At 44.5% G+C, this 25,603-nt stretch carries 30 protein-coding genes; 18 read left to right on the plus strand and 12 right to left on the minus strand.

Annotated elements, in window-relative coordinates; all coding sequences use genetic code 11:
• Window positions 1-132 precede the first annotated feature (132 nt).
• From ACVFI8_RS16515 to ACVFI8_RS16525, 3 genes are all read right to left on the minus strand, one after another.
• A complete protein-coding gene (locus ACVFI8_RS16515; protein ID WP_457871955.1) occupies window positions 133-705 on the minus strand; it encodes a hypothetical protein in 573 nt (190 codons plus the stop codon).
• A gap of 250 nt (window positions 706-955) precedes the next feature.
• Window positions 956-2,923: an alkyl/aryl-sulfatase gene (locus tag ACVFI8_RS16520; protein ID WP_457871956.1), complete on the minus strand. Its 1,968-nt coding sequence runs from the start codon at window positions 2,921-2,923 to the stop codon at window positions 956-958.
• 214 nt (window positions 2,924-3,137) lie between these two features.
• Window positions 3,138-3,809: a hypothetical protein gene (locus ACVFI8_RS16525; protein ID WP_457871957.1), complete on the minus strand. Its 672-nt coding sequence runs from the start codon at window positions 3,807-3,809 to the stop codon at window positions 3,138-3,140.
• Here ACVFI8_RS16525 and ACVFI8_RS16530 point away from each other — a divergent pair.
• Window positions 3,808-3,987, plus strand: a complete 180-nt coding sequence (locus ACVFI8_RS16530; protein ID WP_457871959.1) for a hypothetical protein — start codon at window positions 3,808-3,810, stop codon at window positions 3,985-3,987. The genes ACVFI8_RS16525 and ACVFI8_RS16530 overlap by 2 nt on opposite strands.
• Before the next feature lie 110 nt (window positions 3,988-4,097).
• Here the strand turns inward: ACVFI8_RS16530 and ACVFI8_RS16535 are convergent, their stop codons facing one another.
• Complete coding sequence (locus tag ACVFI8_RS16535; RefSeq protein ID WP_457871960.1) at window positions 4,098-4,655, minus strand: VC2662 family protein; 558 nt, start codon at window positions 4,653-4,655, stop codon at window positions 4,098-4,100.
• Between the two features lie 154 nt (window positions 4,656-4,809).
• Window positions 4,810-5,772: an AraC family transcriptional regulator gene (locus tag ACVFI8_RS16540; protein ID WP_457871961.1), complete on the minus strand. Its 963-nt coding sequence runs from the start codon at window positions 5,770-5,772 to the stop codon at window positions 4,810-4,812.
• Between the two features lie 133 nt (window positions 5,773-5,905).
• Here ACVFI8_RS16540 and ACVFI8_RS16545 point away from each other — a divergent pair, with 133 nt between their 5' ends.
• Window positions 5,906-6,736 carry an SDR family oxidoreductase gene (locus ACVFI8_RS16545; RefSeq protein ID WP_457871962.1) on the plus strand — a complete coding sequence of 277 codons (831 nt, stop codon included), beginning with the start codon at window positions 5,906-5,908 and terminating at the stop codon, window positions 6,734-6,736.
• Window positions 6,737-6,921: 185 nt separating this feature from the next.
• On the opposite strand, the gene ACVFI8_RS16550 is transcribed toward ACVFI8_RS16545, so the two are convergent.
• Entirely contained in the window at window positions 6,922-7,806 is an 885-nt protein-coding gene (locus ACVFI8_RS16550; RefSeq protein WP_248712477.1) for a LysR family transcriptional regulator, read from the minus strand.
• Between the two features lie 101 nt (window positions 7,807-7,907).
• Here ACVFI8_RS16550 and ACVFI8_RS16555 point away from each other — a divergent pair, with 101 nt between their 5' ends.
• From ACVFI8_RS16555 to ACVFI8_RS16585, 7 genes are all read left to right on the plus strand, one after another.
• Window positions 7,908-8,186, plus strand: a complete 279-nt coding sequence (locus tag ACVFI8_RS16555) for an MATE family efflux transporter (protein WP_457871964.1) — start codon at window positions 7,908-7,910, stop codon at window positions 8,184-8,186.
• Between the two features lie 3 nt (window positions 8,187-8,189).
• The gene (locus ACVFI8_RS16560; RefSeq protein WP_457871966.1) at window positions 8,190-8,411 is read left to right on the plus strand and encodes a hypothetical protein; all 222 of its coding nucleotides are present in this window, start codon (window positions 8,190-8,192) and stop codon (window positions 8,409-8,411) included.
• A 51-nt stretch (window positions 8,412-8,462) separates the two neighbouring features.
• Window positions 8,463-8,708, plus strand: coding sequence for a hypothetical protein (locus ACVFI8_RS16565; protein WP_248712475.1), 246 nt, complete (start codon window positions 8,463-8,465; stop codon window positions 8,706-8,708).
• Window positions 8,709-9,227: 519 nt separating this feature from the next.
• Window positions 9,228-9,746, plus strand: a complete 519-nt coding sequence (locus ACVFI8_RS16570; protein WP_248712474.1) for a TetR/AcrR family transcriptional regulator — start codon at window positions 9,228-9,230, stop codon at window positions 9,744-9,746.
• Window positions 9,743-10,786: an alcohol dehydrogenase family protein gene (locus tag ACVFI8_RS16575; RefSeq protein WP_248712473.1), complete on the plus strand. Its 1,044-nt coding sequence runs from the start codon at window positions 9,743-9,745 to the stop codon at window positions 10,784-10,786. Before ACVFI8_RS16570 ends, ACVFI8_RS16575 begins: the two co-directional genes overlap by 4 nt.
• A 331-nt stretch (window positions 10,787-11,117) precedes the next feature.
• The gene (locus ACVFI8_RS16580) at window positions 11,118-12,605 is read left to right on the plus strand and encodes an L-fucose/L-arabinose isomerase family protein (protein ID WP_248712472.1); all 1,488 of its coding nucleotides are present in this window, start codon (window positions 11,118-11,120) and stop codon (window positions 12,603-12,605) included.
• A 159-nt stretch (window positions 12,606-12,764) separates the two neighbouring features.
• Window positions 12,765-13,925: a PQQ-dependent sugar dehydrogenase gene (locus ACVFI8_RS16585; RefSeq protein WP_457871967.1), complete on the plus strand. Its 1,161-nt coding sequence runs from the start codon at window positions 12,765-12,767 to the stop codon at window positions 13,923-13,925.
• Between the two features lie 225 nt (window positions 13,926-14,150).
• Here the strand turns inward: ACVFI8_RS16585 and ACVFI8_RS16590 are convergent, their stop codons facing one another.
• Window positions 14,151-14,399, minus strand: a complete 249-nt coding sequence (locus ACVFI8_RS16590) for a DUF3297 family protein (RefSeq protein ID WP_248712470.1) — start codon at window positions 14,397-14,399, stop codon at window positions 14,151-14,153.
• Window positions 14,400-14,635: 236 nt separating this feature from the next.
• On the opposite strand from ACVFI8_RS16590, the gene ACVFI8_RS16595 reads away from it, so the two are divergent.
• On the plus strand, window positions 14,636-14,944 hold the full coding sequence (locus ACVFI8_RS16595; protein WP_248712469.1) for a hypothetical protein: 309 nt from the start codon (window positions 14,636-14,638) through the stop codon (window positions 14,942-14,944).
• 141 nt (window positions 14,945-15,085) lie between these two features.
• Here the strand turns inward: ACVFI8_RS16595 and ACVFI8_RS16600 are convergent, their stop codons facing one another.
• Together ACVFI8_RS16600 and ACVFI8_RS16605 are read right to left on the minus strand one after the other, a co-directional pair.
• Window positions 15,086-15,964, minus strand: a complete 879-nt coding sequence (locus ACVFI8_RS16600) for an NAD(P)-dependent oxidoreductase (protein WP_248712468.1) — start codon at window positions 15,962-15,964, stop codon at window positions 15,086-15,088.
• A 365-nt stretch (window positions 15,965-16,329) separates the two neighbouring features.
• Complete coding sequence (locus tag ACVFI8_RS16605; RefSeq protein ID WP_248712467.1) at window positions 16,330-16,914, minus strand: TetR/AcrR family transcriptional regulator; 585 nt, start codon at window positions 16,912-16,914, stop codon at window positions 16,330-16,332.
• Window positions 16,915-17,190: 276 nt separating this feature from the next.
• Here ACVFI8_RS16605 and ACVFI8_RS16610 point away from each other — a divergent pair, with 276 nt between their 5' ends.
• From ACVFI8_RS16610 to ACVFI8_RS16620, 3 genes are read left to right on the plus strand one after another with little or no spacing between them, the layout of a single operon-like run.
• On the plus strand, window positions 17,191-17,805 hold the full coding sequence (locus ACVFI8_RS16610) for a glutathione S-transferase family protein (protein WP_457871968.1): 615 nt from the start codon (window positions 17,191-17,193) through the stop codon (window positions 17,803-17,805).
• 17 nt (window positions 17,806-17,822) lie between these two features.
• Entirely contained in the window at window positions 17,823-18,293 is a 471-nt protein-coding gene (locus tag ACVFI8_RS16615; protein ID WP_457871969.1) for a nuclear transport factor 2 family protein, read from the plus strand.
• A 30-nt stretch (window positions 18,294-18,323) separates the two neighbouring features.
• Window positions 18,324-19,277: a pyridoxamine 5'-phosphate oxidase family protein gene (locus tag ACVFI8_RS16620; protein WP_248712464.1), complete on the plus strand. Its 954-nt coding sequence runs from the start codon at window positions 18,324-18,326 to the stop codon at window positions 19,275-19,277.
• Here ACVFI8_RS16620 and ACVFI8_RS16625 read toward each other — a convergent pair.
• Both ACVFI8_RS16625 and ACVFI8_RS16630 read right to left on the minus strand, forming a co-directional pair.
• Window positions 19,274-20,236 carry an integron integrase gene (locus ACVFI8_RS16625; protein WP_248712463.1) on the minus strand — a complete coding sequence of 321 codons (963 nt, stop codon included), beginning with the start codon at window positions 20,234-20,236 and terminating at the stop codon, window positions 19,274-19,276. The two genes, ACVFI8_RS16620 and ACVFI8_RS16625, sit on opposite strands and share 4 nt — an antisense overlap.
• A gap of 388 nt (window positions 20,237-20,624) precedes the next feature.
• A complete protein-coding gene (locus ACVFI8_RS16630; RefSeq protein ID WP_457871970.1) occupies window positions 20,625-21,665 on the minus strand; it encodes an IS110 family RNA-guided transposase in 1,041 nt (346 codons plus the stop codon).
• A 116-nt stretch (window positions 21,666-21,781) separates the two neighbouring features.
• On the opposite strand from ACVFI8_RS16630, the gene ACVFI8_RS16635 reads away from it, so the two are divergent.
• The 4 genes from ACVFI8_RS16635 (at window position 21,782) to ACVFI8_RS16650 (ending at window position 24,490) form a co-directional block, all read left to right on the plus strand.
• Window positions 21,782-22,207 (plus strand): hypothetical protein, encoded by a 426-nt coding sequence (locus ACVFI8_RS16635; protein WP_457871971.1) that lies wholly within the window; start codon window positions 21,782-21,784, stop codon window positions 22,205-22,207.
• 123 nt (window positions 22,208-22,330) lie between these two features.
• Window positions 22,331-22,600 carry a hypothetical protein gene (locus ACVFI8_RS16640; protein ID WP_457871972.1) on the plus strand — a complete coding sequence of 90 codons (270 nt, stop codon included), beginning with the start codon at window positions 22,331-22,333 and terminating at the stop codon, window positions 22,598-22,600.
• 384 nt (window positions 22,601-22,984) lie between these two features.
• Window positions 22,985-23,341, plus strand: a complete 357-nt coding sequence (locus ACVFI8_RS16645; RefSeq protein ID WP_248712051.1) for a hypothetical protein — start codon at window positions 22,985-22,987, stop codon at window positions 23,339-23,341.
• Window positions 23,342-23,443: 102 nt separating this feature from the next.
• A complete protein-coding gene (locus tag ACVFI8_RS16650; protein ID WP_457871973.1) occupies window positions 23,444-24,490 on the plus strand; it encodes a transposase in 1,047 nt (348 codons plus the stop codon).
• A gap of 113 nt (window positions 24,491-24,603) precedes the next feature.
• Here the strand turns inward: ACVFI8_RS16650 and ACVFI8_RS16655 are convergent, their stop codons facing one another.
• Window positions 24,604-24,798 carry a hypothetical protein gene (locus tag ACVFI8_RS16655; protein ID WP_457871974.1) on the minus strand — a complete coding sequence of 65 codons (195 nt, stop codon included), beginning with the start codon at window positions 24,796-24,798 and terminating at the stop codon, window positions 24,604-24,606.
• Between the two features lie 87 nt (window positions 24,799-24,885).
• Between ACVFI8_RS16655 and ACVFI8_RS16660 the strand changes: the two genes are divergently transcribed.
• Window positions 24,886-25,545, plus strand: a complete 660-nt coding sequence (locus tag ACVFI8_RS16660) for a hypothetical protein (RefSeq protein ID WP_457871975.1) — start codon at window positions 24,886-24,888, stop codon at window positions 25,543-25,545.
• The last annotated feature ends 58 nt before the right edge of the window (window positions 25,546-25,603 follow it).

Here is a 25,603-nt window from a genome sequence, read left to right on the forward strand (position 1 = left end):
TGAGTCTTACACTGCGAGTTAGGCAGCCTAGCTTCAATCAGTGGTCTTATTCTATAGCAATGGGAGCCATTGCCCAGAATAACAAGTCTTGGCTAAACCCTGTGGAAGGGATAATAATATGCGAAATGTTTTCTAAGATCTTTTATTTGCTGTGTTGGCTAAGCCGTTTACCCTTTTAGTCCTTTTTACATCAGCGATTTTTCGATAAACCTTTAACTGACAATGATCGCACCTGGTTTCTAAACCTATGTACAAGGGGTGCTGACAAAAGTGGCATTTATGTTCTGTAAGGGGGGCTAATGCTTCTCGCTGTTGCTTATTTGTTGGCGTAGATTTGTGCTTAAATAGCCAAATGACACAAGCCATGCTCATCGCACAGGCAAGGCCACGCAGCCACCATGCGTAGTGATTGTATTGTAGCGCTTCGGGCTGAAATAATAGGCCAGTTACCGCTAAGGAAAACAGGGTGATGAGTAGCTTAGAAAGTAAATTGGAGCGATAGCGGCCGCTGGTTTCGTTATTACATTCGCTACACAGCCAGAGGTGTCGCTTACCTAGAGGAATGACCGGTAACCAGAATACCCCTAGCCACGCTTGATATGACCATAGTTCGGCGATTACCGATTTCTCGCAAAAATTGCAGTAATCAATGCTATAAGCAATGCGTTTAGCTTTTCTTTTTTTTATTCCTAGGTGTAAATACATGGTGCTGAACATCCATTAGGTGCTTTTATTCGTGGCCTATCATTCCCTTACTGTTTATTGAGTGGTGTAGGCTCTGCCTATTATTACTGATTTACGGGCAGGTAAATAGAGTGAAGTAACTGTTTTTATAGATGGTTTTTACTCACCGCCAATTAATGTTGCTGAAGGTGCCTTATTGGTTAAACCAAGGTAAATAGAAGATGCCTAAGGCAATGGCGACTGCCTTAGGCGATTAAATACCGCTTTATTGTTACGGCGTAACAATATTAAACCAGAAATTGAACTCATCTAGCATGGCCAAGAAGCCATCAAACACCGCTTTGTCGCCGTGTAGTTTGATATCACCATTGGCGATGGCGTCGTCAAAGCTAAGCTGTTTAAGCTGAATATTGTTCATGGTTTGCATGCTTAAACTCAGGCTCACATCGGCTTTAGCCGCTTGTTTTTGGGTGTGGTTAAGCACTGCGTTTTCTACGGTTAAACTGTGGTGGCTGTCGATATCGGTAAAGTCGATATTAATGGTGAACTGCTTGCCAGCCGCTTTGTCGGCAATTAAGCGCACCGCTAAATAATCAAACAGCATATCTGGAGTCATTGCTCTGATGGTGTCTGGGGTGGCAGTTTGGGTGCCGCCCGCACTCGGCACACCGTTGCGCAACTCATAAGCTCCTTGCAAGTAAACAGAGCGCCACGGGCCCGATTCAGCTTGGTAACCAAGCTGCTCGTAAGCGTCGGCTAATAGTTCTTTGGCGGCTTGGCTTTCAGGGTTGGCAAATACTGCGTGTTTCATCACTTCTGCAACCCAGCGGTATTCTCCTTTATCAAAAGATCCCTGAGCTTTTTCTAATACCTGCGCATCCCCCCCCATAAATTCAACGTATTTTTTAGCCACCATCTCTTGGGGTAAGTTATTCAGATCAGATGGATTGCCGTTGTACCAGCCCATGTAGCGTTGGTACACCGCGCGGCTATTGTGGCGTAAGGTGCCGTAGTAACCGCGAGTTGGCCAGTTGTTTTCAAGCTCTGGGGGCAGGGTGAGCATTTCGGAAATTTCTTCACCGTTGTAACCTTGGTTCATTAAACGAACCGATTGATCGTGGGTAAATTTGTAAATATCTCGCTGTTTTTTGAAATAAGGCACAATGTTGTCGTTGCCCCACACCGGCCAGTGGTGGCTTTGAAACTTAACTTCAACCGTATCTCCCCAGCGCTCGATGGTTTCGTTTAGGAAGCTTGACCACTTAAGCGCATCACGCACTTGGGCGCCACGTAAGGTTAAAATGTTGTGCATGGTATTGGTGGTGTTTTCAGCCATCCAGAGGGCATTCCATTCACCAAACCAAGTATTCATTTCTGCTGGAGCCTCGGTGCCAGGAGTCATTTGAAACTCCATGGTTACTCCATCAATGGTGATCTCTTCACCGGTTTTGGTGACCTCGTGGGTAGGCAGCAATAAACCCGCTAACCCGGTAGAGGTGGTCATACCTAAGCCGCCATTTACGCCGCCCTTGGCATTGCGTGGTAGCAGCGCGCCATACATGTAAACCGCGCGGCGACCCATGGCATTACCGGCAATCACATTTTCTGATACCGCGTGTTCGGTAAAGTGTTCCGGCGCTAAGATTTGAACCTTACCTGCTGCGACCTCTTCTTTGGTGGTTAAGCCTGTGGCACCGCCGTAGTGGTCAATGTGGCTATGGCTATAAATAATCGCGACTACTGGGCGTTCGCCCAGTTTTTGGTTAACTAAATCTAGTGCTGCTTTGGCCGTTTCGGGCGAGATAAGGGGGTCAAATACTATCCAGCCGGTATCGCCTTTTACAAAGGTGATGTTAGATAAATCGTAAGAGCGTACTTGGTAAATATTCGGGGTAACTTCAAATAAGCCGTATTGGATCACCAGTTGGGCGTTTCGCCAAAGGCTGGGATTAACTGTGTCGGGGGCGGCTTTATCAACACTAATAAATTGTTTGTATTGTTCCAAATCCCACACTACCGTGCCGTCGGCAGATTTAATGGTGAGCGTATCTGGTTGGGCGATAAAGCCACGTTGAGCGTTTTCAAAGTCTTCGGTGTCATTAAAAGGTAGGGCTTCTAGTACGGCCGCATTGGCTTTCTTGGTGAAATCGGAAGCAGGTTTTGCTTCGGTTGCCGCTAATACTGGTAGCGCCAGCGCCCATGCTAGCGCACTGACAAAAGATACTATTAATCGTCGCATTGTGCCTTCCTTGGTGGTTGGGGGATAAATGGGTTTGAATAAGCGCGAATGCTAGCCTTCATTACGCTAAGCGATGGTTGTTGCAAGTAGGTCTGTTTATTAAGTGCTTCAATAGATACAAGTCATTGAGTATTGTTGTTGATAACTAGACCCGCAAGTTTTTATGAGAGATTAATACGCTTACAATTATTAAGCGTTTAACTTAATGTGTCACCTAAGCAAAGGCGCTAAGCTGTTGTTTGCGCCACGTTACCAGCAGCAATATCAACATAAACAAACCGGCTGACACGGGCTCACTCACACGGCTGGCTTCGGCCACGATTAATACAGGGGTTATGTCTATCCAAAAACTGCTATCGTCACTTTGTACCAGTGGACTACGGAAAATCCGTGTTACTTCGGGTTCGGTAATTAGCGTGCGATTATTCAAACCTGGGTTCATTAAATAGCTACCCGCTAAGTGAGGTAAACCTAAGTTATGACCCAGTTCATGTGCCAATAACTCCCCTCCATAACGCCCCGCCGCAAATGAAGACTCCACCACAAAATCATTGCCAAAATACTCACCACAACCAACGATACTTCTAGAAGTAAAGTTGCCACAGGCGCTAATGGTGTCGATATAAAAGAAGTTAACCACATTGGCAGGCCCTAAATGTTGGTTAAATAGTTGGCTAACTTCAGCACCCGTGGTGATATCTAATAGTTCAGGAAAAACTAACTCAGTGGCTGTGCCAATTCTTATATCAATAATTCTGTTGCCAAAACTAGCTTGAGAGTAGATATCGTCTAGCGCGGCTTCATTGGTGGTGATAAATGCGGCATAAATAGAAGGGGCAATCAGTAATAAACAGCTACATAGAATCCCTCTTACGAAAGTACTCATGCTTTGTGCCTTATTATTGTTTGGCTTGTCATTAACTGTAGCAGAGCGCTGGGGAAAAGTGGTTGGATCAGATGTGTGTATCGGGGTTGTCAGTGTTATTTATGATGATTCGCCAAGTCATGATGAGGCTTCAGATGGGCGTTTGCTGCGCTATGTCTTGGTGTTGCTCATCCATTGATTGCCGCTGATGTAGGCGGGCTATATTTAAACACTTAGCAATGAGCGTGGTTAATGGTCTTGGCTATTAAGCCACGCTCATAGTGTTTTACTCTATATATCTAACTGAGCTTATTTAGCAAAGTTAAAGATAGGGAAACATTTGAAAAAGCCGTTATCTGCGCAATTAATTAAACCAATTTGCACACCATCAATTTCTTTCGTCATGTTAAATACACCTAACTGGAAGTTAGATTTATCTGAAATACTGGCGAAGCCTAGATCAGCTTTGGTGTAGCCTTCTGAGTAGTTTACTGCACTCCAGTTTAAGCCATTCACGTCATTAGTAATGTTTACTGCGGCCAAGTTAACACCTGTTGTAGTGCCGGTGTTCCAGTTAAATAAACCTAAAGAAGCGCCTTTCATCTCTTCTGTTACTTTCGCGCCGCCAAAAAATAAACCAAAGTTAATGCCGGTAGTACGTTTAGTTTCAGACATGCCTAGCACTGAAAAATCTACCCCTTTCACTTCATCTACTTGTCCATGCAGAACCGACAAACGAACGCCTTCTACTGCATCCGATTTAGGGGCGTTGTAACCATTAATGGTTGAGAACATAACGGGAGAGCTTGCCAAAACAGGGGCCGATACTAGGGTGCTTAGGGCGATGGCTGCGATAATTTTTTTCAAAGGAAAAGTTCCATTTTTGACATAGCGATTTCAAATAAGGCCATGTATTAGTGTGTTAAATTTTGCGCAGTATACCCCAGAACCTACGAATTGAAAGATGAGACTGCTTATATTAAGTATTCGTAGCATACCTGCGCGGCATAAACGAGCGCTGTTAATTCAGCGCTACTTTGCCGGGAGGTACGCCTATTACCCGTTTAAAAGCGCGTGAAAAAGCCGCTTCAGATTGATAACCCAGAGCGTCGGCTAACTCAATTAAGGGGACGCGTTGGTGTTTTAGTTTTTGCTGGGCCAACTGCATACGCCATTGTGTAAGGTAATTCTTAACGCTATTTCCCATTAGTTGGCTAAACCTTGCTGAAAAGCCAGAACGCGACATACCACATTGTTGCGCGAGGGTGTCTACTGTCCAGGCTTTGTCTGGCTGGTGGTGAATCGCCTGCAGGGCAAGGCCAATCTGTTTATCGCGCAATGCGCCAAGCCAGCCTTGGTTGGCTTGAGGCGAGTGCTCTAACCAGTGGCGAATTAACTGAATCACCAAAATATCGGCAAGGTGGGTAATAATGGTTTCGCCACCCGGTTTGAGTTGTTGAGCTTCAGAGGTGATCAGCGCCAAGCTGCTATTTAGCCAGGTTTGCTTAGTGCTTTCTAGTTCGTCTAAGATCAACAAAGGCGGCAGTTGTTGAATCAGTTGCATTGCCGCTACCTGGTCAAAACCTACTACCCCACAGGTGACTTCTGTGCTTTCACCTTCGCCGCTAATCTCAAGTGTTTCATAGCGCTCGCTAACTCGTTTAACGCCCGCCTCAAACAGTGGGGTAGCCGCTAAACCTAGCTCGCTACTCATGCTATGGCCATGACCATGCGGCACCAGCACTAAGCTGCCCTGGGTGAGTAATACCGGTGTTTCATTATCAAGGCTTAACCAGCATTGGCCTTTATTAACGATATGAAACATCATTTTTCCGGGTAATACCGGCATCGCTAAAGACCAACGACCAAAAAGGCGAGAGCGACAATATAAGCTACCGTCTACTCGAAGTTGATGCAAAATCTCCCCTAAGGGATCGTTCGCCTCGGGAAAGTGGGGCTGAGTAACACGTTGTGGGTCAATCATAGGCGTAAACGGCCGATATAGACGAATAGTTAAAAATTGTAGTCAAAGTGGTATTAAACATCTAGTTTATTTCGCCAATACTAAGCTCGTGGATAAGCACCCACTTTTGTTAACTATTGCTAGGAGCAAACTAATGACTACATCTACCACCTTAATTGTTGGCGCAAACGGTAAAACCGGTAGCCGAGTAAACACGTTATTAAAAAATGCAGGTATGGCGACGCGCGGGGTATCACGTTCAAGCCAACTTTCTTTTGACTGGCTCAACCCTGAGACTTGGCTAAAGGCCATGCAAGGCTGTGACTCAGCCTACGTGACCTACCAACCTGATTTGGCCGTACCCGCCGCCCAAGCCGCGATCAGTGAATTTATCAAGCTGGCCAAGCAAGCAGGCATTCGCCACATTGTATTACTATCGGGGCGTGGTGAAGAAGGCGCTCAACGCGCTGAGCAGCAGCTAATTGATAGCGGCTTAAGCTGGAATGTTGTGCGCGCCAGTTGGTTCGCCCAAAATTTTAGCGAAGGCTTTCTAATCGAGTCTGTGAACAGTGGCCACGTTGCCTTGCCGCGAGCTGACGTGTTAGAGCCTTTTGTTGATGTTGATGATATTGCAGAAGTGGCAGTCGCGTGTTTAAGCACTCCTGCATTACACAATCGTTTATTTGAAGTGACCGGGCCAGAGTTGTTGAGTTTACGAGAATGTGTGGCGCTGATAGCTAAGGCCAAGCAAAGCCCCATAGAATTCACCGAATTAACCGTGCAGCAATTTGTTGGAGCCTTAAAACAACAGCAATTTCCAGAAGATATGTTGTGGCTTATGAGCGAGTTGTTTACTGAAGTGATGGACGGTAGAAATAGCCATTTATGCCAGGGCGTAGAGCAAGCACTTGGCCGAGCACCAAGGTCTTTTGTCGATTATGTGAAAACGGCGGCTTTACAAGGGGCTTGGGGGGCAAACAAATAGTGCTCACTTAGCGCAAATATTGGCGTGGCTGGTTTAGGTCAATGTCAGTGAGCTCTTAGCAAGGCAACAGCACAAAAGGTTGAGTTAGACGCGGTAATTCATACTAGTAACACATGAGTTACCGCAAGCGCTTAAGTCACGCTCTTTAAGTTGGTCATTGAGTGGCAGCGGGGGCTGATATGCCATTAGCTATCATTACTGATTAGTTTAAGCAGCTCAGCGACTAACCAGGTGCTAAGTTTGCTATCTGGGCTATCGCAGCGCTTTACTATGCCTATTTCAAACTTCATATTTGCCAATAACGAATCACAGTGAACCACTTGAATGGCGCCTTCAATCCAGTCATTTTGGGCAATATGTTGCGGTACGATTGCCCAGCCTTGGTTTTTTGCGACTAATTCACTGATTAAATAGAAACTATCTACGTACCAGTGGCTTGGGCTTATTGGTGTAGAGCTGCCAAGGCCTTCACGGTTGCATTGAACAAGTTGTCGATACTTTTGCAAATGCTGATAACTAATTGACGTTAACTTGGTTAAAGGGTGCTGCATGCCAACAATCAGCACCAACTCAACGTAACCTAAAGAGCTAAACATTACATTATCGGGTAGGGCTTTTTGGCTAAGCATTAAACCAATATCTAGTTGTTTATTTTCTATCGCCGCTGAAATATCGTCTTGAGTGCCGTTGGTTACAGTAAGTTGTAAATAGGGGAACTGTTCGCCTATTCGCATAAACATTGAGTGAATGGCTTCAATGGGGATAGCTTCATCAATGGCAATTTTTAAGGAGATGGGCTCTTTATTCGCAGCGGTTAAAGCACGTGATTGTAGTCGGTGACATTGTTCTAGTACTAGCTGCGCTTCCGGCAGCATTTGTTGGCCAAGAGGCGTAAGCACTGGCAGCTTGGCACTTCGGTCATAAAGCTCGAAGCCTAAATCTGCCTCTAAGTTAGCAATAGCAGTACTCACCCGTGATTGCGCTTTGCCTAGTTTGCGAGCCGCGGCTGAAAATGAGCCCAATTGGGCTGCGCTGACAAAGGCTTGTAGCTGATCAATACTCCAATTCATGGCCATCCCTACTTATTATCTATCCGGTATGCGGATACAAGCTAATTATTAAGTATCTCAAAATCAAATATAATTGTCGTTCTTAATTCTGAGTGAATGGTATGTCGCCATCTATTTCAATCTCTTGCGAACAATCAGTTAGTGCCACTTTTTGGCGTTTCGCTATTCCGTCGGTAGCAGCAATGCTAGTGAGTGGTTTATATCAAGTTATTGATGGGATTTTTGTTGGCCGCTATGTCGGCACTGAGGGGCTTGCTGGCATTAATATGTCTATGCCTATTTTGGCGATAGTGATAGGCGTAGGTTTAATGATTGGCATGGGGGGTGGCAGCCTACTGTCTATGTATCGAGGTGAGAAAAATATCACTGCGAGCAAATAGAGTTTGGCTTCAGCCTTACTACTGGTGGTGTTATTTGGCGTGTTACTCAGCTTGTTGCCACAATTTATGGGGATAGAAGGGATTTGGGTGTCAGTACCTTTATCCAACCTCGTGCTCGCTGCTGTGGTTTTACCGATGTTGTATTTAAATCTACGAGATATTAAGGCCAAGGCAGAGGTATGGGTGCCCATAAGCAGTGCGCCTGAAGTCACTCGTGTCACATAGCAATGAGCAAAGACATTATTAAGTAATTAGTTTAAAAAGGAACCCTTACAAATGACTGGGAAAAGTCTTGCCAATTATGAACAAGAGTTAAAATGGTTGGCGTTGGTATTAGGTATAATTAGCACAGTTGCAGCGGTACAAGACTGGTATCCACTTACAATATTTGTAAGCCTGCCATTTTGTTTGATATGGATTTATTGTGCTTGGCTGCATACCGAGCGGCAGCTTAAATACATTAATATCATCTTTTCTATTTTGTATGTGTACGGAATTATTCGTTACTTAGTTGTTGGCTAAATCACTCACATCTCATCATTTGCGGTGATCTTTTACAGGGGCGAGTTAGCTTTATTGCGGTGTTGCCCTGCTAAAAAGTGAATACCATTTAAAAATATTCTGATTTATATCAAATGCTAGCTTGGTTATTTAAGTAGTCTCTTGAGAGTTTTGAGTCTCAAGGAATAGAGCATGAGTAAATGTGGGCAGTGCCGCCAATTCACCCGAACAGCAGCCAATCAAAAAGATCTGTGTGGCGCGTGGGAACAACCTACTATCGCGACACGAGTTGCTTGTGACTTTTTCTCGCCTAAAAAACCGCTTAGGCATTTACAGGACAATAATATTACCACTAGGTAATGGGGTTGTTCAGGTTTCGTGCTTCTTTGCTTATCACTCCCTCTCAGTCAATTGTGCTTGTCATGACAATTAACAGCCTGATTTTTACTATATGTAGCAGACAGGAACTGTCCGATTGACCTAGGTAGAATGTTTATTCTACAATGCGGGTAGAGTAAACGTTCTACCTGGGTGAAGTTAATGATTCAACAGCAAATATCTGCGCGTTTAGAAAAAGCTTTCAGCATGTTTGGCTTTACCGAGCCAAACGTTGCCAAGCTTAGAGCCGCCTCTGGCGTGAGTTTAAGAACACTTTATCGTTATTACCCTTCAAAAGAGGCGATGGTAATTGCTGCGCTGCAGCACCGCCATCGTCGTTATATGGGCTTGCTAATACCTGAGCAGGCAGAGGCGGGGCCTTCCGCTATTATGACTATTTTTAAGCAGCTTGAAACGTGGATGAGTGTGGATGCGCCGCATGGTTGTATGTCTATGAGCGCGCTGGCCGCTTACCCCAAAAATCAGCAAATTATTGATGCGGTTAAACAGCATAAGCAAGAAATACAGACTCTATTGCTTGAGTTAAGTGGTTGCGAACAATTAGCCTTACAGCTATTTGTGTTACACGAAGGGGTCGCGATGTCTTGGCCTATTATTGGCAAACAAAGTACCCAAAGCGCTCAACTCACCGTGCAACAACTTTTAGGTAAACAGCGATGACGTCTCTCCCTACCACTATGCGTGGCGTGCAGCTAACCGGCCATGGCGATATTGATAAATTACGAATCGCGAGGGATATTCCGATACCTCCTTTAGGGGCTGGCGATGTACTGGTAAAAGTCGCTGCCGCCGGAGTAAACAATACCGACATTAATACCCGTATTGGCTGGTATTCAAAAAGTGATGCCGCTGATGATGCTAGTTGGTCTAGTGAAGCACTTTGTTTTCCGCGTATTCAAGGGGCTGATGTCTGCGGTTATATTGCAGCGGTAGGTGAACGGGTAAACAACAATAGGATCGGCGAACGGGTACTGATTGAACCGTGTTTAACCGAAGTAAACGGCAGCCAACTAGAGCAAGCTTGGTATTTTGGCTCAGAGTGTGATGGCGGCTTTGCTGAATATACCAAGGTAGCATCGCGCCATGCCTACAAGGTAACCAGTGACTTGTCTGATACTGAGCTGGCCTCGTTTCCGTGCTCGTATTCAACCGCCGAAAATCTACTCACTCGATCAGCGGTTAAAGCCGGCGAGCGAGTGCTTATTACTGGCGCATCGGGTGGGGTAGGTTCAGCGGCTATTCAATTGGCTAAAGCTCGCGGTGCTTATGTATTGGCGGTCACTAGCCAAGACAAACAGCAAATGATTAGTGAGCTAGGTGTAGATGAAGTATTGCTTAGAGAAAACAAGCTCAGTGAGAGTGTGCCAGCCAACAGCGTCGATGTTGTGATTGATTTAGTCGCTGGCAAGCAATTTCCGCAGTTACTAGAGGTGCTTCGTTCTAAAGGCCGTTATGCGGTATCGGGCGCGATTGGCGGAGCCATGGTAGAGCTAGATGTAAGAACACTTTACTTAAAAGACCTGAGTTTTTTTGGCTGTACTGTCATTGAGCCGCAAGTATTTGGTAATTTGGTACGGCTTATTGAGCAACAACAAGTACGTCCTTTACTCGCTCATACCTTTCCTTTAGAAGACATTGCGCTGGCGCAAGCTACCTTCTTAGAGAAAAAATACTTGGGCAAAATAGTGCTCAAAATATAGCTGGCTTGAAGCTCAAAATAATCTGCTCATCAAGCCTAGGCGTTAAACATAGCCCTGTAAATTGTCGCGGTGAATTGGTCAGCGCGACAATTTAGCCTTTAGCTGGCACACAGCAGAATCACAGCTTTATATTTCATTAGCCTTTCATGAATTTCGTAATTGGCTTTAGTTAACTGTTTTTCATGCTAACGAATATTGGTTTTTCCATGTAGCAAACACACAAGCCAGATCTTTGTTGATCGGGGTCAATTCACCTGTTACTGACTTCTCGCGCACACTGTAGATATTAAAAAACCAAGGTCTAAAGACCTAAGCACCCGTGGAGCGAGTGATGATTAATATCCCACAAGTAAAATTAGGTATTGTTGCGGTTAGCCGTGACTGTTTCCCACTGTCGTTGTCTGAACAGCGCCGTAAAGCGGTGGCTGCAGCTTGTGTTGAAAAAGACATTGAAGTGTATCAACTACAAACCATTATCGAGAATGAAAATGATGTTGTGACAGCCCTGGCCGAAGCGGAGAAATTAGGTATTAACTCGCTGGTTATCTATTTAGGTAACTTTGGCCCGGAAGGCCCATTAAGCATTATGGCGCAGCGCTTTGCTGGCCCAACCATGTTTGCAGCGGCGGCAGAAGAAGCAACCGCAGGTCTTAAAGATGCGCGTGGTGATGCCTATTGTGGTGTGTTAAACGCCTCGTACAGTGCCGGTTTACGTAATCTAGCGGTACATATTCCTGAGTACCCAGTAGGCACAGCAACAGACGTTGCTAACATGATTGGTGATTTTGTGCCGGTTGCACGTACTATTTTGGGTTTAAAAGGGCTTAAGATTTTTTCTTTTGGCCCTCGTCCACAAGATTTTGTCGCTTGTAACGCACCGATTAAAGCGCTGTTTGATCTAGGCGTAGAAATCATGGAAAACAGCGAGCTAGACCTGTTAGATATTTACCAAGCTGCTGAAGGCCATGCTGATATCCCCAAAATTGTTGCTGAAATGGAAACCGAGCTGGGCGATAACAACCCCTACCCAGATTTGTTACCTAAACTGGCACAGTATGAAGCAGCGTTGCTGGATTTTCACACGGCCAATATGGGCGCGTCTACCTTTGGCGTATTTGCTAACAAGTGCTGGCCGTCGTTCGAAAAATTCTTTGGTTTTGTGCCGTGTTACGTTAACGCACGTTTAGCCCAACGCGGGATCCCTGTTGCCTGTGAAGTCGACATTTATGGGGCATTGTCGGAGTACATGATCACTTGTGCCACCAATCACCCTGCCACCTTGTTAGATATTAACAACACTGTGCCGCAAGACATGGTTGAGGCAAACGCGTCAGTGATGGGTAACTATACCGCTAAAGATTTATTCATGGGCTTTCACTGTGGCAACACCGCACCAAGCTGCATGAAGAACTCGCAACTGCGTTTCCAAAAAATCATGCACAGTTTAATGGAGCCAGGTAAAGAGCCTGACATTACTCGCGGTACTTTAGAAGGCCAAATTAAACCCGGTGAAGTAACGCTATTCCGCTTGCAATCGACCGCGGATACCAAGCTACGTGCTTATGTTGCGCAAGGCGATATTCTCGATATCGACCCACAATCATTTGGCGCAATTGCTGCCTTTGGTATCCCTGAAATGCAGCGTTTCTACCGCCATGTATTAGTAGAAAAACGCTACCCGCACCACGCTGGTATTGCCTTTGGTCATGTGGCTAAAACGCTATATCAAACGCTTAACTTGTTGGGTGTCACCGATATTGATTACAACCAACCTGCCCAAGAGCGTTACCCGAACGAAATACCCAGTGTGTTTTTGTAAACACTTAAATCAGTAATGCTGCAATAAAAAAGCCGACTTTTGTCGGTTTTTTTGTGAGTAGTTAATAAGGCATTGTCTCTATTTCTGTTTTGCGTTAGATCTATAGCTAAGCGATAAGTTCAACGGCTTAGCTAACACAATTGTTATAGGAAGTGTGTAATGCAAAACTCATCTATTTTTAGCCTTTTATGTAAAGTTGCGCTGTGTTGCTTATGGGCTGTTACTGGGTCCACTTCGGCTAATCAACAATCGCAACTATTCACTAGCAAAGACTACACGCTGCAAGTAGATAAGCTCGCTCAATTACCCGGTGCACCATGGGCTGTGGCGTGGCTAAACGCGTCCACTTTACTGGTTACCTTACGTCACGGTGAGTTACTCAGTGTTGACCTCAATAACATTCAATCAGGCCAGCAAGCGTGGCAAACTATTTCAGGTTTACCTGACATTTGGGCGCAAGGTCAGGGCGGCTTGTTAGATGTGGTTAAGGGCCCTGATAACTGGTTTTACTTTACCTACAGCAAACCACAAGACGGCAGTGGGGTCACCACCCTCGCCAAAGCAAACATTCAGCTAAATGAACTTGGCCAAGCGAAAATGAATTCTTGGCAGGATGTATTGGTCACTGACTCTGCTAGCTCTACTAACCGTCATTATGGTAGCCGCATAGCGTTTGATGCCCAGCAACATATCTATTTCTCTGTTGGCGACCGAGGTGATAGAGATAACGGCCAAAATACTCAGAATCATGCCGCGACGATATTGCGTTTAAATCTAGACGGTAGCGTGCCTAGTAATAATCCATTTGTGGGTAACAGCAAAGTAGCCGACGCCATTTATAGTTATGGCCATCGCAACCCGCAAGGCTTAGCGTTTGACCCCAAGCTCAATCGCTTGTGGGCAATAGAGCATGGACCACGTGGTGGCGACGAGCTTAATTTAATTGAAGCTGGGGCCAATTACGGCTGGCCGCTTACCTCGCACGGTAAGGAGTATTGGGGGCCGCTAAAGGTGGGTGACGCTGAAACCATGCCGGGCATAAACTCGCCACACAAAGTGTATGTTCCGTCTATTGCCCCCGGTTCGTTGCTCCGATATTCAGGGACTGCTTTTCCGGCTTGGCAGGGAGATTTATTCAGTGGCGCCTTAAAGCTGCAGCACCTTAACCGCATCGTCATGAGCCCGCAAGGCATGCCAGTGGGAGAAGAGCGTTTGTTAGAAGGCTTGGGCGAGCGTATTAGAGCATTAACGGTTGACCCACAGGGAAATATTATCTTCACTGCCGACAGTGGCAATTTATACAAAATGCGCCCCAAGTAATGGTTGCCCCTAGAGCATCAAAGCGCAGTAGTTAGGGAGCGCTGCGTAAGAGTCTTTTAGTAAAAAAGAACATCACCAACCCGGTGTTAGTCTGTAATAGCGCGAAGATGGGGAGAAGAAGACATCTAGCGCGAAGCAAAAATAACCAAGGCTTTTTTGCTTCGCTTGCTGATACTTTACTATGCTCAGTTAGGCTCTAAGAGGAAGCCAGAAGCACTACAGTACTTAGCAGTAATAGGCTTCAACTGTGCCTTTTAAGGTTATCAAAAGCGGTTGACCGCGACGGTCTAAGGCTTTAGGTGAAGGGATCTTAACCCAACCTTCACTGATACAATATTCTTCTACATCGGTGCGCTCTTTACCGTTCAAGCGAATACCAATGTCGTGTTCGAAAATTTCTGCCACATGATGTGGGCTGCGGGGATTACCTGAGAGGCGATCCGGTAAAGCGGGTTGCGAGTTCGTGTCGGTCATGTTGCTGGCCTGAATTTATAAAAAGTGCGCCATTGTAGATAATATATGGCTAGCGCTCAACAACTGCAGCAGAGTTTAGTGGCCATTACTTAATGGTAAAGAGGGTTGTCTAACAGTACCTAGATTATTGCGTCGGCCTTATAAAAATGAGCCTACACATTAACGCTAGCTGGTTTATTATGAAGGTACCTTAGACAGTTTAGTGTTTTGAACATGCTAATAAATAGAAGGTGTTAATGGAGCAATGGTTAAAGCAAAAAGTGGCGTCGTTTGAATTGAAGGTTTTTAGCGCTGCCGAGCAGAAAAAACCAATACACACCTATCGGGGAACAGGGCGTCAATGGCACCAGTATTTATCATTATCTGTGGCGACCAGTTTTGAGTCTGCCAATGCTGATTTGAGTGGTATATGGAAAGAGCTGATCACAAACAAAAGTGCAGAATTTAAAGCTAAGGTCGAGTTTCTAGAGTGCATCATAAAATGGGACGACACAATGCTAATGAAGTGGCCGTACTTGGTACACATAAAGGTGAAATACCGCTAAGTAAGGGTTTCTACCTAAACATAAAAGCGTTTTCCGACGAGCACGTTACTTATAAAGATTAAGTGAGCGCTGTTGAAACGCCACCCTACTGCAGTGAGACTGGTTAAGCAGCCTAAACACCACAGTAAGGCAGTACTCGAATTACTTCTCTAATTTAAGGAAGTAGTCGAAGATTTCAGGCACATTACCGTTACCTAAGCCAGCATCAAGTGCAGCGCTAAGGTTAGATGAAGAGCCTTCAGCAATCTTAGATTGAGTACCTAGGTCTTCAACCATTTGTAAGAAGTAGCCTAAATCTTTATTGGCATTAGCAATTGAGAAACCTAGGTCACTTACGCCGTCTACTGCGTAGTTTTTACAAAACTGCATGAACGGTGAGTTAGACGGGCCAGTAGACATAATGTTGAACAGTTGTTGACGATCTACGCCTGCAAGTTCAGCTACGGCAAAGGCTTGTGACATAGCACAAACGGTAGTCATACCCATGAAGTTGTTAATCAACTTAGTAGTGTGACCGGCACCCAGAGCGCCCAAATAGAATACATTCTCGCCTTGCTGATCAAGAACCGGCTTCACCTTGTCGAAGGTAGCTTGGTCGCCAGAAGCCATGATATTCAGTAAGCCATCTTTAGCGTGTGCAGGAGTACGGCCTAGTGGCGCGTCGATCATGCCTGCGCCTTTCGCTGCAAGGTCTGCACCGATTTTGCGAGTAGATGCTGGGATAGAGGTGCCAAAATCAACCAATACCGCGCCTTCTTTAATACCCGCTAAAATACCGTTGTCGCCATATACTAGCTTTTCAACAACAGCTGAAGTGGTAAGACAAAGCATAATAATGTCACTGGCTGCTGCCAATTCAGCAGGTGAAGAAGCTTCGGTTGCGCCACGAGCAACAACAGCCGCAACGGCTTCTTTGTCGAGATCCATTACAATCGGCTCGTAGCCTTTCTTTTGTAAGTTTTCAACCATGTTGCCGCCCATAAGGCCAAGGCCGATGAAACCGATGACTGGTTTTGACATACCTAACTCCTAAAATACTATTGTATGATTATATTGCCGAGCATAATATAAGACTGCTTATATTTATGCAATCGATGATTGAGAGAGAGAAGCGTGAAAGTTCAGAAATGATAACTAGGTCAGCTTTAGCTAAAGGGCTAAGTGATGTTGAGTTAACCCTTTTACGCTTGAGAGCACTTAGATAACGCTGGCTTTTTGTCTGTATTTTAAAGTGCTTAGGACTCATTATTTAGAGACTAATACTATTACAAATAGACAAATAGACAAATAGACAAATAGACAGCTGGTTAAGGTGCGAACGGTGTCATAAGCCCTCTATAGCCTGGTTGGCATCGTCGCCTTTGCACTTTGGCTTAAAGCGGCCGTTAGGCTGCCTTTGCAAAGGGTGCGAGTAACACTTGTGCCACAGCTTTAGCATGCATCGCCGAGTCGTAATCGTTTGTGGTATGCGCACCTACAATCGCGCCGTCGGCCAAAATGGCCAGTTGCTTGGCGGTGGCGTGGCTATCGCTTAACTTTAGCTTAACCAACTGTTGCTCTATGAGTTTTATCACCAAGTTTTTGTGCTCCGTGCAGGCTAGGTGAACCGGGTCGTCGTGGCGCGGGTATTCTGCCGAAGCATTAATAAACATGCAGCCAAAAAACGCATCTGAATTTATCCAATCTGCCAAGGCATCAAAAAACGCCATGATGCGAGTAAGCGCAGGTGGGCAGTCTTGTGCGGGTGCTAAGCGTTCAATGTTATTGGCGAGTAATGCTAAAAGCTGCTGATCACGGCGATTAAGGCAGGCAACAATCAGTGCTTCTTTCGAGGCAAAGTGATTGTACAAGGTTTTTTTTGCCACGCCCGATGTCGCCAAAATAGTGTCGATGCCAGTGGCTCGAAAACCGTGTTGGTAAAACAACTGTTGTGCGGTGTCGATAAGGTGATCGCGTTTACTGCTAGCCATAACTTTTCCTATTAGTTCTCACAAAGTATACCGCTCTGTCTCCTTTGCTCGCAAACATTGTTTTTCCTTTTCAATTGAAAAGTTATTTTCTTATTAATAAACAAGTGGTTAATTGCAATGTAAACCTTCATTAAGCCATTATCGATAATTAAATGTTGACGTAGACAGACTTGTCTCCTAAATTGATCACCAGGTAGACAGACCTGTATACTTATTTCGAGGGATTCAATAACAGGGCTGTTAAACGGATTACTTAATCATTAGCAAGGACATCTCATGTTAACACTTTACGATTTCGAACTATCGGGTCACGCCCACCGTGCCCGCTTAATGCTAGGTTTATTACAGCTCCCTTATGACAAGGTTATAGTGAATTTAGCCCAAGGCGAGCATAAGCAGCCAGCGTTTCGCGCGATAAACCCCTTCACCCAAGTCCCCGTATTAGAAGACGATGGCTTAGTGATTCGCGACTCCATCGCTATTATTACGCACTTGGCCAATAACTATGGCCCCAGCTGGAACCCGCAATCTCGAGATCTACAGGCGCAAATTCAACAGTGGTTAGCCTTAGCTGCCCGTAATTTGGCCGAAGGCCCAGCGCGTGCTCGCCTAATTACCGTGTTTGGCGCTAAGTTTGACCAAGCCGCGACGATTGACGCTAGCCACAGCATGTTGGCGGTCATCGATGTATTGCTTGAAGGAAAACAGTGGATGGTCGGCGAGCGTGCGACTATTGCCGACGTGGCTTGTTACTCCTACATTGCCCACGCACCCGAGGGCAAAGTTGAATTGGATAGTTACAATAATATTCTTCGTTGGTTGAACAACGTAGAGCAGCTAGACGGTTTTGTGGCTATGCAGGCCACACCACTAAAAGTTGAAGCGCTTTAATCTCTTAAGGAATACTCATGACAGAAGCTCGATTACCACTGCCGCCATTTAACGCAGAGACGGCCGCGCAAAAAGTACGCATGGCTGAAGATGGTTGGAACTCTCGTAACCCCGAAAAAGTCGCGTTGGCCTATACCCTAGATAGCCAATGGCGTAACCGTGACCAGTTTGTAAATGGTCGTGACAACATCCAGGCTTTTCTGCAAGCAAAGTGGAATAAAGAACAACAATATCGCTTGATCAAGGAACTGTGGGCTTACACCGATAATCGCATTGCAGTGCGCTTTGCTTATGAGTGGCAAAACCAAGCTGGCCAGTGGTTTCGTTCTTATGGTAATGAAAACTGGCAATTTGATGATAAGGGGTTGATGCAAAGCCGTCATGCCAGCATTAACGATTTGGCGATTAGTGAAGAAGAACGCTTATTTCATTGGCCGCAAGGGCGTAGGCCTGACGATCACCCAAGCTTAAGTGATTTGGGTTTATAGCAAAAGCTCACGGCAACAAGGGAGGTGTTTATGGCTGTTTTTCATCAAGGTGAACTAAGCGTGCAGCAACGGGTAGGTGTAGCGGATATTGCCAAAGCCATCGGCGATAAAGCGATTCGCGCCTACATGCCCGAGCAGCACCGCACGTTTTTTAGCCAGCAGCCCTTGTTGTATGCCGGCGTGCTAGACAACCAAGGCCACCCCTGGGCCACCCCTATTTTGGGCGAGCAAGGTTTTGTAAGCTCGCCCAATTCCACCACCTTATCTATAGAAGCCAGAGCACTTATCGAATACGCGCAAGTCGCTCAGTTGTCGGTGGGTGATAGCATAGGCTTGTTGGGCTTGGAACTGACTACTCGGCGGCGTAATCGAGTAAATGGTTTAGTGGCTTATACAAGTGAACAAGCACTGCGTTTTGAGGTACAGCAAAGCTTTGGCAATTGTCCCAAGTACATTCAAAAGCGCGAGTTAAAGCCAAGTGTTTTTAACCAAGCTTTTGTGCCAAAGGCTGCAGACTTTCGCGAGCTGGCAGTAAGTGATGTAGTGCTTGAGCAGGTGTTAAGGCATTGCGACACCTTTTTTATCGCCTCTAGAGCTGCTGCGTTAAATCGTGGAGATAGCGATGGCGTGGATATCTCTCACCGTGGCGGTAAACCGGGCTTTATCCATGTGCATAAGGGAAGTAACGGTAAAATGCCAAGCCTAGTGTTCCCCGATTTTTCGGGTAACAATTTATTCAACACCCTCGGCAATATAGTGGCCGACCCAAGAGTGGGTTTGTACATACCAGACTTTGAAACCGGCTGTAGTTTTTGGATTAAAGGTAAGGCCTCAATCATTTGGGATGTGTCGCAGCTAAAACCTTACCCGGGAGCACAACGTTTTGTGCAAGTCAGCATTGAGCAAGGCCTAAGCTTAACCACGCCTACCTTAGTACAACATTCAGATATAGAGTTTTCACCAGCTTTGCATAATTTGTCTTAAACCATGTCTAGTGGGCTAGCCACGCCATCGGCCCCCATATTAAGTACATGGGTATAAATCTGAGTGGTTCTAATATCACTGTGACCTAGCTGGGCTTGAATGGTGCGAATATCTGTACCTCGTTGCAATAAATGCGTAGCAAAAGAGTGGCGCAGGGTATGGCAAGTGATGGGTTTACGAATGTGAGTTTTTATTCTGGCAGCCTTAAGCGCTTTTTGAATACCGCTTGGGTCTAGATGATGGCGGCGAATGCAGCCATCGTTGGGATCTCTACTTAAAGAGTGCGAAGGAAACAAATAATGCCAAGCAAAGTCGTGTGGGGCCGCCGGGTACTTCTTAGCAAGAGCATAAGGTAAATATACGCCGGCATATTCGTTTTTTAGCTTGTCACTCTGATAGTACTGATAGGCAACAGTAATTTGCTTTTGTATTGCCGCAACCAGTGACTTTGCCAGTGTCACACGCCTATGCTTACCTCCTTTGGCGTCCCATACTTCAATACCGAAATAGTCAAAATCAATATCTTTAATACGTAAACGTAACATTTCGGTTTTTCGCAGGCCGCTACCATACATGAGTTGAGCCATTAATACGTGTGGTGGGGAAAGCGCATCTATTAATGCGGTAACCTCGTGGCGAGTGAGTACAACAGGCAGTTTGGCTTGACGCTTGCTATGGCGAAAGTCTAATTGAAGTGATAAAGGCTTATTAACAAGCTCTTTATAAAGAAAGACCAAAGCGTTTAGTGCCACTGCTTGGCTTTGCGGAGCCAAGTTCCTTTGATTGGCTAAGTGGCTGAGGAATTGCTCAACTTCATGATTATGTAAGTCGCTAGGGTGTTTTTTGTGATGAAATAAAATAAAGCGTTTTATCCACTGTCGGTAGCTACGAATAGTGGATTCTCTAAAGCGCTTAGTTCGCATTTTTTCTTCTATATAGCTGAGATAGGGCGAGCTCATAGCAATCCTTGTTACTGTTTTTTTATACAGTGTTGTTGCAATTCCTACTTTCTGCAAGTGATTGCATACTTTCATGCTGATGTTTTTGTTATTTTTCGAGCTAGGTGGCTGATACAGCTTAGGAAAGGTGATAACCTTGTTTTTATCAAATGTATGATAAGAGGAAAAATTCCTTGTTTAAACAAGGAAATTTTCCTATTAATAAGCTTATGTAGACTCCCTCCTGTCAACCCCACATGGCTAGATCATTGCTGACTTATGTACGAGCTCTATAAATGGCTCAAAGATAATTACGCGTATCGAGTGTCAAATCTGTTAGGCGAGATTAAATCTCTCAGCTTATTACTGACTGTCTCGACTCTGATTAAGCAATGTGTTGTTGATTTTACTAGGCAACGAGTGCTTTAACTCGATAATCAGTTCCCTTGGTGAGTATTGAATAGGCAGTTCTAACTGTTTTATTGGCTAGCGCTACGGCTGCGCATTTCTTTCCTCTACGAGCGACGAGAGCTTGTATCCATGCGTCTTTTTCTGTGCGTGGTGTTCTTTTGCAAACATTATTTATATACGTAAATGCACCAGTAACGAGTTGGCTACGTAGCGTGCTTTTTCTTACATGTTTATTAATTGCCCCCAGCTTGGTTTTCCCTCCAGAGGAGTGCTGGACAGGGGTTAACCCGATACAGGCAGCGACATCTTTTCCTGACTTAAATATGTGGTCATCAGCTAAATCAATAGCGCTATATAAATTGATGGCATTAATTATCCCTACGCCTTCAAGCCTCATTAGTTTTTTGCATTCAGGTATGCGGTCGACTAAGGCGGTGAGAGCGTCATCGTAGTGTTCAATTGTTCTAATGACTGCTTGATAAAGTAGCCAAGCACTATGCAAAGCATCGCGTAAAGGTGCTGTAAACATATTGTCGGCATCTTCGAGCGCACTGGCTACAGCAGATTTTAAGCCGCCCATTCTAGGAGAAGGTCGGATATTGAATTCAAGCAATAAGCCAAGAAGTTGGTTATTCATGGCGGTTTTTTGCTTAATCGTTTGCTCACGCAATCGTAAAACGGTTTGCAATTGCTGTTGTTCAGGGGTTTTACCATGTACAAATTTTACGTTAGGTAGCATGGCTGCATGCACAATGGCCAAGGCATCATTCTTATCAGTTTTGTGGCTTTGCCGAACCGCAGATACCAGGCGTGGGCTAATCAAGCGAGCATCATGACCTAGAGACTCCGCTCTTTGTTTCCAATAATTAGAAGTCGAACATGCTTCAAAAACAACCGTAGATGGCTTCGTTTTGACTAACCAAGTGGCAAATTGAGACGGTGTCATTTCTTTGTTAGAAAGCACCTGTTGGCGAGCAACAACACAAACTTGAATGGCGTTTTTTGCCAAATCGACACCAATAACGGTAGAATGAAGCATATATTGACTCCTAACATATTAATCTTGACTCTAAAGCGTAGCAGAGAGCGGAGGGAGTCTAATTATCTGTTAGCTTGCTGTTCTACATTTACGTTTACCAATATATAAGGGTTAATATGAGTAAAGTGCATGTGAAAAATGGTTTTGAATATAAATGTTCTCGAAGTAATTATAATGGCAGTTGGATGATCTCTTGGCATTATAGACCTGTAGGCGAGCCAATTTTTCTGACTTATTCATGTAATGATAAATTTAAAACCTTAAAAGTAGATGTTGAGAAACATTTATCTGCACCTATTGAAGCAGAATCAGAATATAAAAACCGCATTTCGAGAGCCTGTGATATTGAATACGCTGAAGCACGTTTGATTGAAGCAAGACAGCGCTTTGATAAAGTAAATTCTCCTGATTTCGATCTTCGTGGTAACAACCCTAATAGAGAGCGAAACGCCAGACGAGATGCAGATTCGGGATTAAGAAGTGCAGAATCTGCCGTTGAAATAGCGAAAGAATATAGGAAAATTTTAAACCTAGCTTCTTAGCAGTACAAGCTAACAAGTCAATTTAAACGGAACTAAAACAGTTAGTTAGGTTTCGCTTCGCTACACATTATAACCAACTATTTTAGTCCGCTTAATGTGGGCGTTATGTAAAAAGGAGAGTGTGTGTCATCTAAACAAAAAGTACATCAGTTGTTTGATGAAATGTCAGATGAGGTCCATGATTTTATTAAGTCTTCTGAGTCAGGTTTTAGCGAAGGCTGGGTTCCTGCTACATTTATCAAAGACCAGCTGGAACTAACGAAGTCAGCATACCCTCAGGGTAATGATATTGATAATAAAACTGGATGGTTGTTTGCACGTCATTTGCAAGACAAAGGTAAGCTATTATATAAAAAGGTTGGTAATCGAGCTTTTTATAAGTCCGGTAGCTAGTAGATTAGTGTATTTAGGCCGATAGGGGTAATAGGTGGAGGGGGTGAAATCCCTATAGCGGTTGTTGGCTCTGTAGTCTTTCTGTTGTTTTTGTTGCGTTACGTAAGTATTAGATTGATTCCTTCGGATCAAGACAGCACTAAGGAGGTGTCTATGGTAAAAACATTAAAAGCTCGTTCTCGTATTTTTTTAAGCTCAGTAGTTGAAAGTTTATGGGCTACAGGAGTCGGGGCCGTTGCAGGACACCTATCGACCTAAGTACATTAATTACATAACAAAAAATTGCACGCGGACTCCGGTAAGCTGTCACCTTTTTTGTTCCAAAAAAGTCGCCAACTTAACTACGCCAGTGAACTTGGCGTTATAACCCTTTGAGTACGATAGATGCCTTTTGCTTATGTTGAATTTATGCCAATTACCAGTGTTGTATTCATGCTGGTTTTTACTGTCGTGTGGAGGGTTAATCATTCAAATTTAGTTAATGCAGTGACAGCATTAGTTTCTGTTTTCATGGCCGCCTATGGTTCATTTTTGTCGTGGACTTTGGGTGAAAACTCTTCCATGGCTGATATGGCGATAGGTCTATTGCATGTGGTAAATCTATCCAGCCTGTTGTGGTTTGGTTATGCATTTTTAGTTAGTTTTAAGCAAAAAAATTATGTGGTAGCTTTGTTAAATATTTTCTACTCGCTTAGTTTGATCCTTCATAGCTTCTTCTGGGAAGTACTGATGAGTATTTGAGAACAGGGTTATAACAGTAATAACAGTAAATAATGGACACCCAAAAATTTGACGATTTAATTTCTCTCTTCTAGGCTTAATTTCACTAGAAGGGGGATAGCTATGACTCGCGCTCGTGACCAACAAATTTGTTTAGACAGCACGCCTTATTATCACTGCATTTGTCGCTGTGTTCGACGCGCCTATTTGTGTGGGGAAGACCGGGAAACAGGGGCAAGCTTTGAGCATCGAAAACAATGGATAGTGGATAAGTTTACTCAACTAGCCCAAGTGTTCTCGGTTGAGGTTTGTGCCTATGCAGTAATGAGCAATCACTACCACTTGGTATTACGAGTCAACCAAAAGCAGGCAGAGCAGTGGAGTTATCGCGAGATAAATACCCGATGGAAGCAATTGTTTGCAGGCCATAATGTGGTAGAGCAATACCTTAGTGACCCACAAGCCAAAGATGAAAACTACCCTAAGTCTATAGAAAAACTGGAAGACTGGCGTAAACGCTTATTTGATATCTCTTGGTTTATGCGCTGCCTAAACGAGCACATAGCTCGCCAAGCGAATAAAGAAGAACAATGCAAGGGCCGATTTTGGGAAGGCCGTTTTAAATCTCAAGCCTTATTAGATGAAGCCGCCGTGCTGGCTTGTATGGCCTATGTAGATTTAAACCCAGTCAGAGCCCAAATGGCTAATACCCCTGAAGAGTCTGACTTTACCAGTGTGCAACTGCGCATGCAGGCGCTAAAAACCGCTAAATCAGAAGAAAACCTACAACCCTCAACGGTGTTACCTTTTTCCGGTTATAAAGCCCATGGTGACCCCAGCCCCGGTTTACCCTTTAACCTTTATGAATATCTAGAGTTAGTAGACTGGACAGGCCGTTGTGTACGCGCCGATAAACGCGGGGCAATACCCGCGAATATATTACCAATAATGACACGGCTTAACATTAACCAGAAAGACTGGCTAAGTGTGGTGAAAGACTTTAACCGCCACTTTATTAGCGCGGCTGGCTCAAATAAACATCTGCAACAACATGCTAGCCAAACAGGCCGGCACTGGTGCGCCACTCATAGTAAATTACAACTCTGCGACAGCTCGCGTAGCCCACATAAAACCTACCAACGCATCTCTTCAGCTCAATTGAGGGCTTAGCGGTGGCTGCATCTTGCCACTTAAAGCCCAACGATCTTATCGCATGTTTCTTTAGTTGCTTTACGCCTCAAAAAATCTAACAAGCACCCAAAACTTTGGCTTAAGGGTTATTATTAATCAACAAGATAAATTGGATGTCCTGTTATTTTTACTTCAAAAACAACCGTAGATGGCTTCGTTTTGACTAACCAAGTGGCAAATTGAGACGGTGTCATTTCTTTGTTAGAAAGCACCTGTTGGCGAGCAACAACACAAACTTGAATGGCGTTTTTTGCCAAATCGACACCAATAACGGTAGAATGAAGCATATATTGACTCCTAACATATTAATCTTGACTCTAAAGCGTAGCAGAGAGCGGAGGGAGTCTAATTATCTGTTATAACTTAGGCGAGCAATGAAGATATTCAAAGTTGTTTTAAAGGTTGTTGGAAGGGTATTTATTCTCTTGATTTTGGCAATTGCCGCTTTAGAAATATATGCATCAATAGACAAGCAAGACACTTTCTTCCTTAAAAATGCCCAATTCAGCAACTTTGACTACCTGACAAACTTAGACAAAAAATTACAAAGCAAAGATGACCTTTCGACACTGAGAGAGGAAATGAATGTATATGTTCATAGGCTTTCTAAAGGGGATGGTTTTATTTTGGCTTATAGGTGGTACACAAACGGAAACACCATGACTATAGACGACGAAGGGTTCAAGAAAATAACCATTTGGATCCCGGGGCTTCCGACGTCTTTCCCTGCTAATTATGAGTTTATTTCAGGGCAAAATATTAAAGCTGCGTACACTTCAGGCGGTTCAGCTTGGCCTAGGGCTGCTTGTTCTGGATATATCGAGTCTGGGCTAATGTCACTAAATAAATCAGGTGCTTCTTATACTGTCAAAATCAAAGGTAAAGTTTATCCAGCTGGCTCTAGTTCGTTTGGAGACTACTGCAAGGAGCAAGAGATTGATTATGAATTTTCGGCATCTGAGCTTAAATTTTCCAAGTTATCCCCATGGCTTGGGCTCGAAGGAGATCATCCGTATGCTGAAACCTATAGGTAAAACAGTTATAACAAGCACCTGCAAAGGAAACCAAAGGCTAGCGCCTTTGGTTTCCTTT

Source organism: Agarivorans sp. MS3-6 (genome assembly GCF_054112545.1).

Coding starts and splice junctions, on each gene's coding strand:
- ACVFI8_RS16605 (WP_248712467.1), bottom strand. CDS start 16,914: ATGGCTAGCAGTAAACGCGATCACCTTATCGACACCGCACAACAGTTG.
- ACVFI8_RS16610 (WP_457871968.1), top strand. CDS start 17,191: ATGTTAACACTTTACGATTTCGAACTATCGGGTCACGCCCACCGTGCC.
- ACVFI8_RS16615 (WP_457871969.1), top strand. CDS start 17,823: ATGACAGAAGCTCGATTACCACTGCCGCCATTTAACGCAGAGACGGCC.
- ACVFI8_RS16555 (WP_457871964.1), top strand. CDS start 7,908: ATGTCGCCATCTATTTCAATCTCTTGCGAACAATCAGTTAGTGCCACT.
- ACVFI8_RS16550 (WP_248712477.1), bottom strand. CDS start 7,806: ATGAATTGGAGTATTGATCAGCTACAAGCCTTTGTCAGCGCAGCCCAA.
- ACVFI8_RS16635 (WP_457871971.1), top strand. CDS start 21,782: ATGAGTAAAGTGCATGTGAAAAATGGTTTTGAATATAAATGTTCTCGA.
- ACVFI8_RS16565 (WP_248712475.1), top strand. CDS start 8,463: ATGACTGGGAAAAGTCTTGCCAATTATGAACAAGAGTTAAAATGGTTG.
- ACVFI8_RS16625 (WP_248712463.1), bottom strand. CDS start 20,236: ATGAGCTCGCCCTATCTCAGCTATATAGAAGAAAAAATGCGAACTAAG.
- ACVFI8_RS16590 (WP_248712470.1), bottom strand. CDS start 14,399: ATGACCGACACGAACTCGCAACCCGCTTTACCGGATCGCCTCTCAGGT.
- ACVFI8_RS16585 (WP_457871967.1), top strand. CDS start 12,765: ATGCAAAACTCATCTATTTTTAGCCTTTTATGTAAAGTTGCGCTGTGT.
- ACVFI8_RS16545 (WP_457871962.1), top strand. CDS start 5,906: ATGACTACATCTACCACCTTAATTGTTGGCGCAAACGGTAAAACCGGT.
- ACVFI8_RS16595 (WP_248712469.1), top strand. CDS start 14,636: ATGGAGCAATGGTTAAAGCAAAAAGTGGCGTCGTTTGAATTGAAGGTT.
- ACVFI8_RS16645 (WP_248712051.1), top strand. CDS start 22,985: ATGCCTTTTGCTTATGTTGAATTTATGCCAATTACCAGTGTTGTATTC.
- ACVFI8_RS16515 (WP_457871955.1), bottom strand. CDS start 705: ATGTATTTACACCTAGGAATAAAAAAAAGAAAAGCTAAACGCATTGCT.
- ACVFI8_RS16530 (WP_457871959.1), top strand. CDS start 3,808: ATGCTTTGTGCCTTATTATTGTTTGGCTTGTCATTAACTGTAGCAGAG.
- ACVFI8_RS16520 (WP_457871956.1), bottom strand. CDS start 2,923: ATGCGACGATTAATAGTATCTTTTGTCAGTGCGCTAGCATGGGCGCTG.
- ACVFI8_RS16655 (WP_457871974.1), bottom strand. CDS start 24,798: ATGCTTCATTCTACCGTTATTGGTGTCGATTTGGCAAAAAACGCCATT.
- ACVFI8_RS16580 (WP_248712472.1), top strand. CDS start 11,118: ATGATTAATATCCCACAAGTAAAATTAGGTATTGTTGCGGTTAGCCGT.
- ACVFI8_RS16525 (WP_457871957.1), bottom strand. CDS start 3,809: ATGAGTACTTTCGTAAGAGGGATTCTATGTAGCTGTTTATTACTGATT.
- ACVFI8_RS16540 (WP_457871961.1), bottom strand. CDS start 5,772: ATGATTGACCCACAACGTGTTACTCAGCCCCACTTTCCCGAGGCGAAC.
- ACVFI8_RS16660 (WP_457871975.1), top strand. CDS start 24,886: ATGAAGATATTCAAAGTTGTTTTAAAGGTTGTTGGAAGGGTATTTATT.
- ACVFI8_RS16570 (WP_248712474.1), top strand. CDS start 9,228: ATGATTCAACAGCAAATATCTGCGCGTTTAGAAAAAGCTTTCAGCATG.
- ACVFI8_RS16620 (WP_248712464.1), top strand. CDS start 18,324: ATGGCTGTTTTTCATCAAGGTGAACTAAGCGTGCAGCAACGGGTAGGT.
- ACVFI8_RS16575 (WP_248712473.1), top strand. CDS start 9,743: ATGACGTCTCTCCCTACCACTATGCGTGGCGTGCAGCTAACCGGCCAT.
- ACVFI8_RS16600 (WP_248712468.1), bottom strand. CDS start 15,964: ATGTCAAAACCAGTCATCGGTTTCATCGGCCTTGGCCTTATGGGCGGC.
- ACVFI8_RS16650 (WP_457871973.1), top strand. CDS start 23,444: ATGACTCGCGCTCGTGACCAACAAATTTGTTTAGACAGCACGCCTTAT.
- ACVFI8_RS16630 (WP_457871970.1), bottom strand. CDS start 21,665: ATGCTTCATTCTACCGTTATTGGTGTCGATTTGGCAAAAAACGCCATT.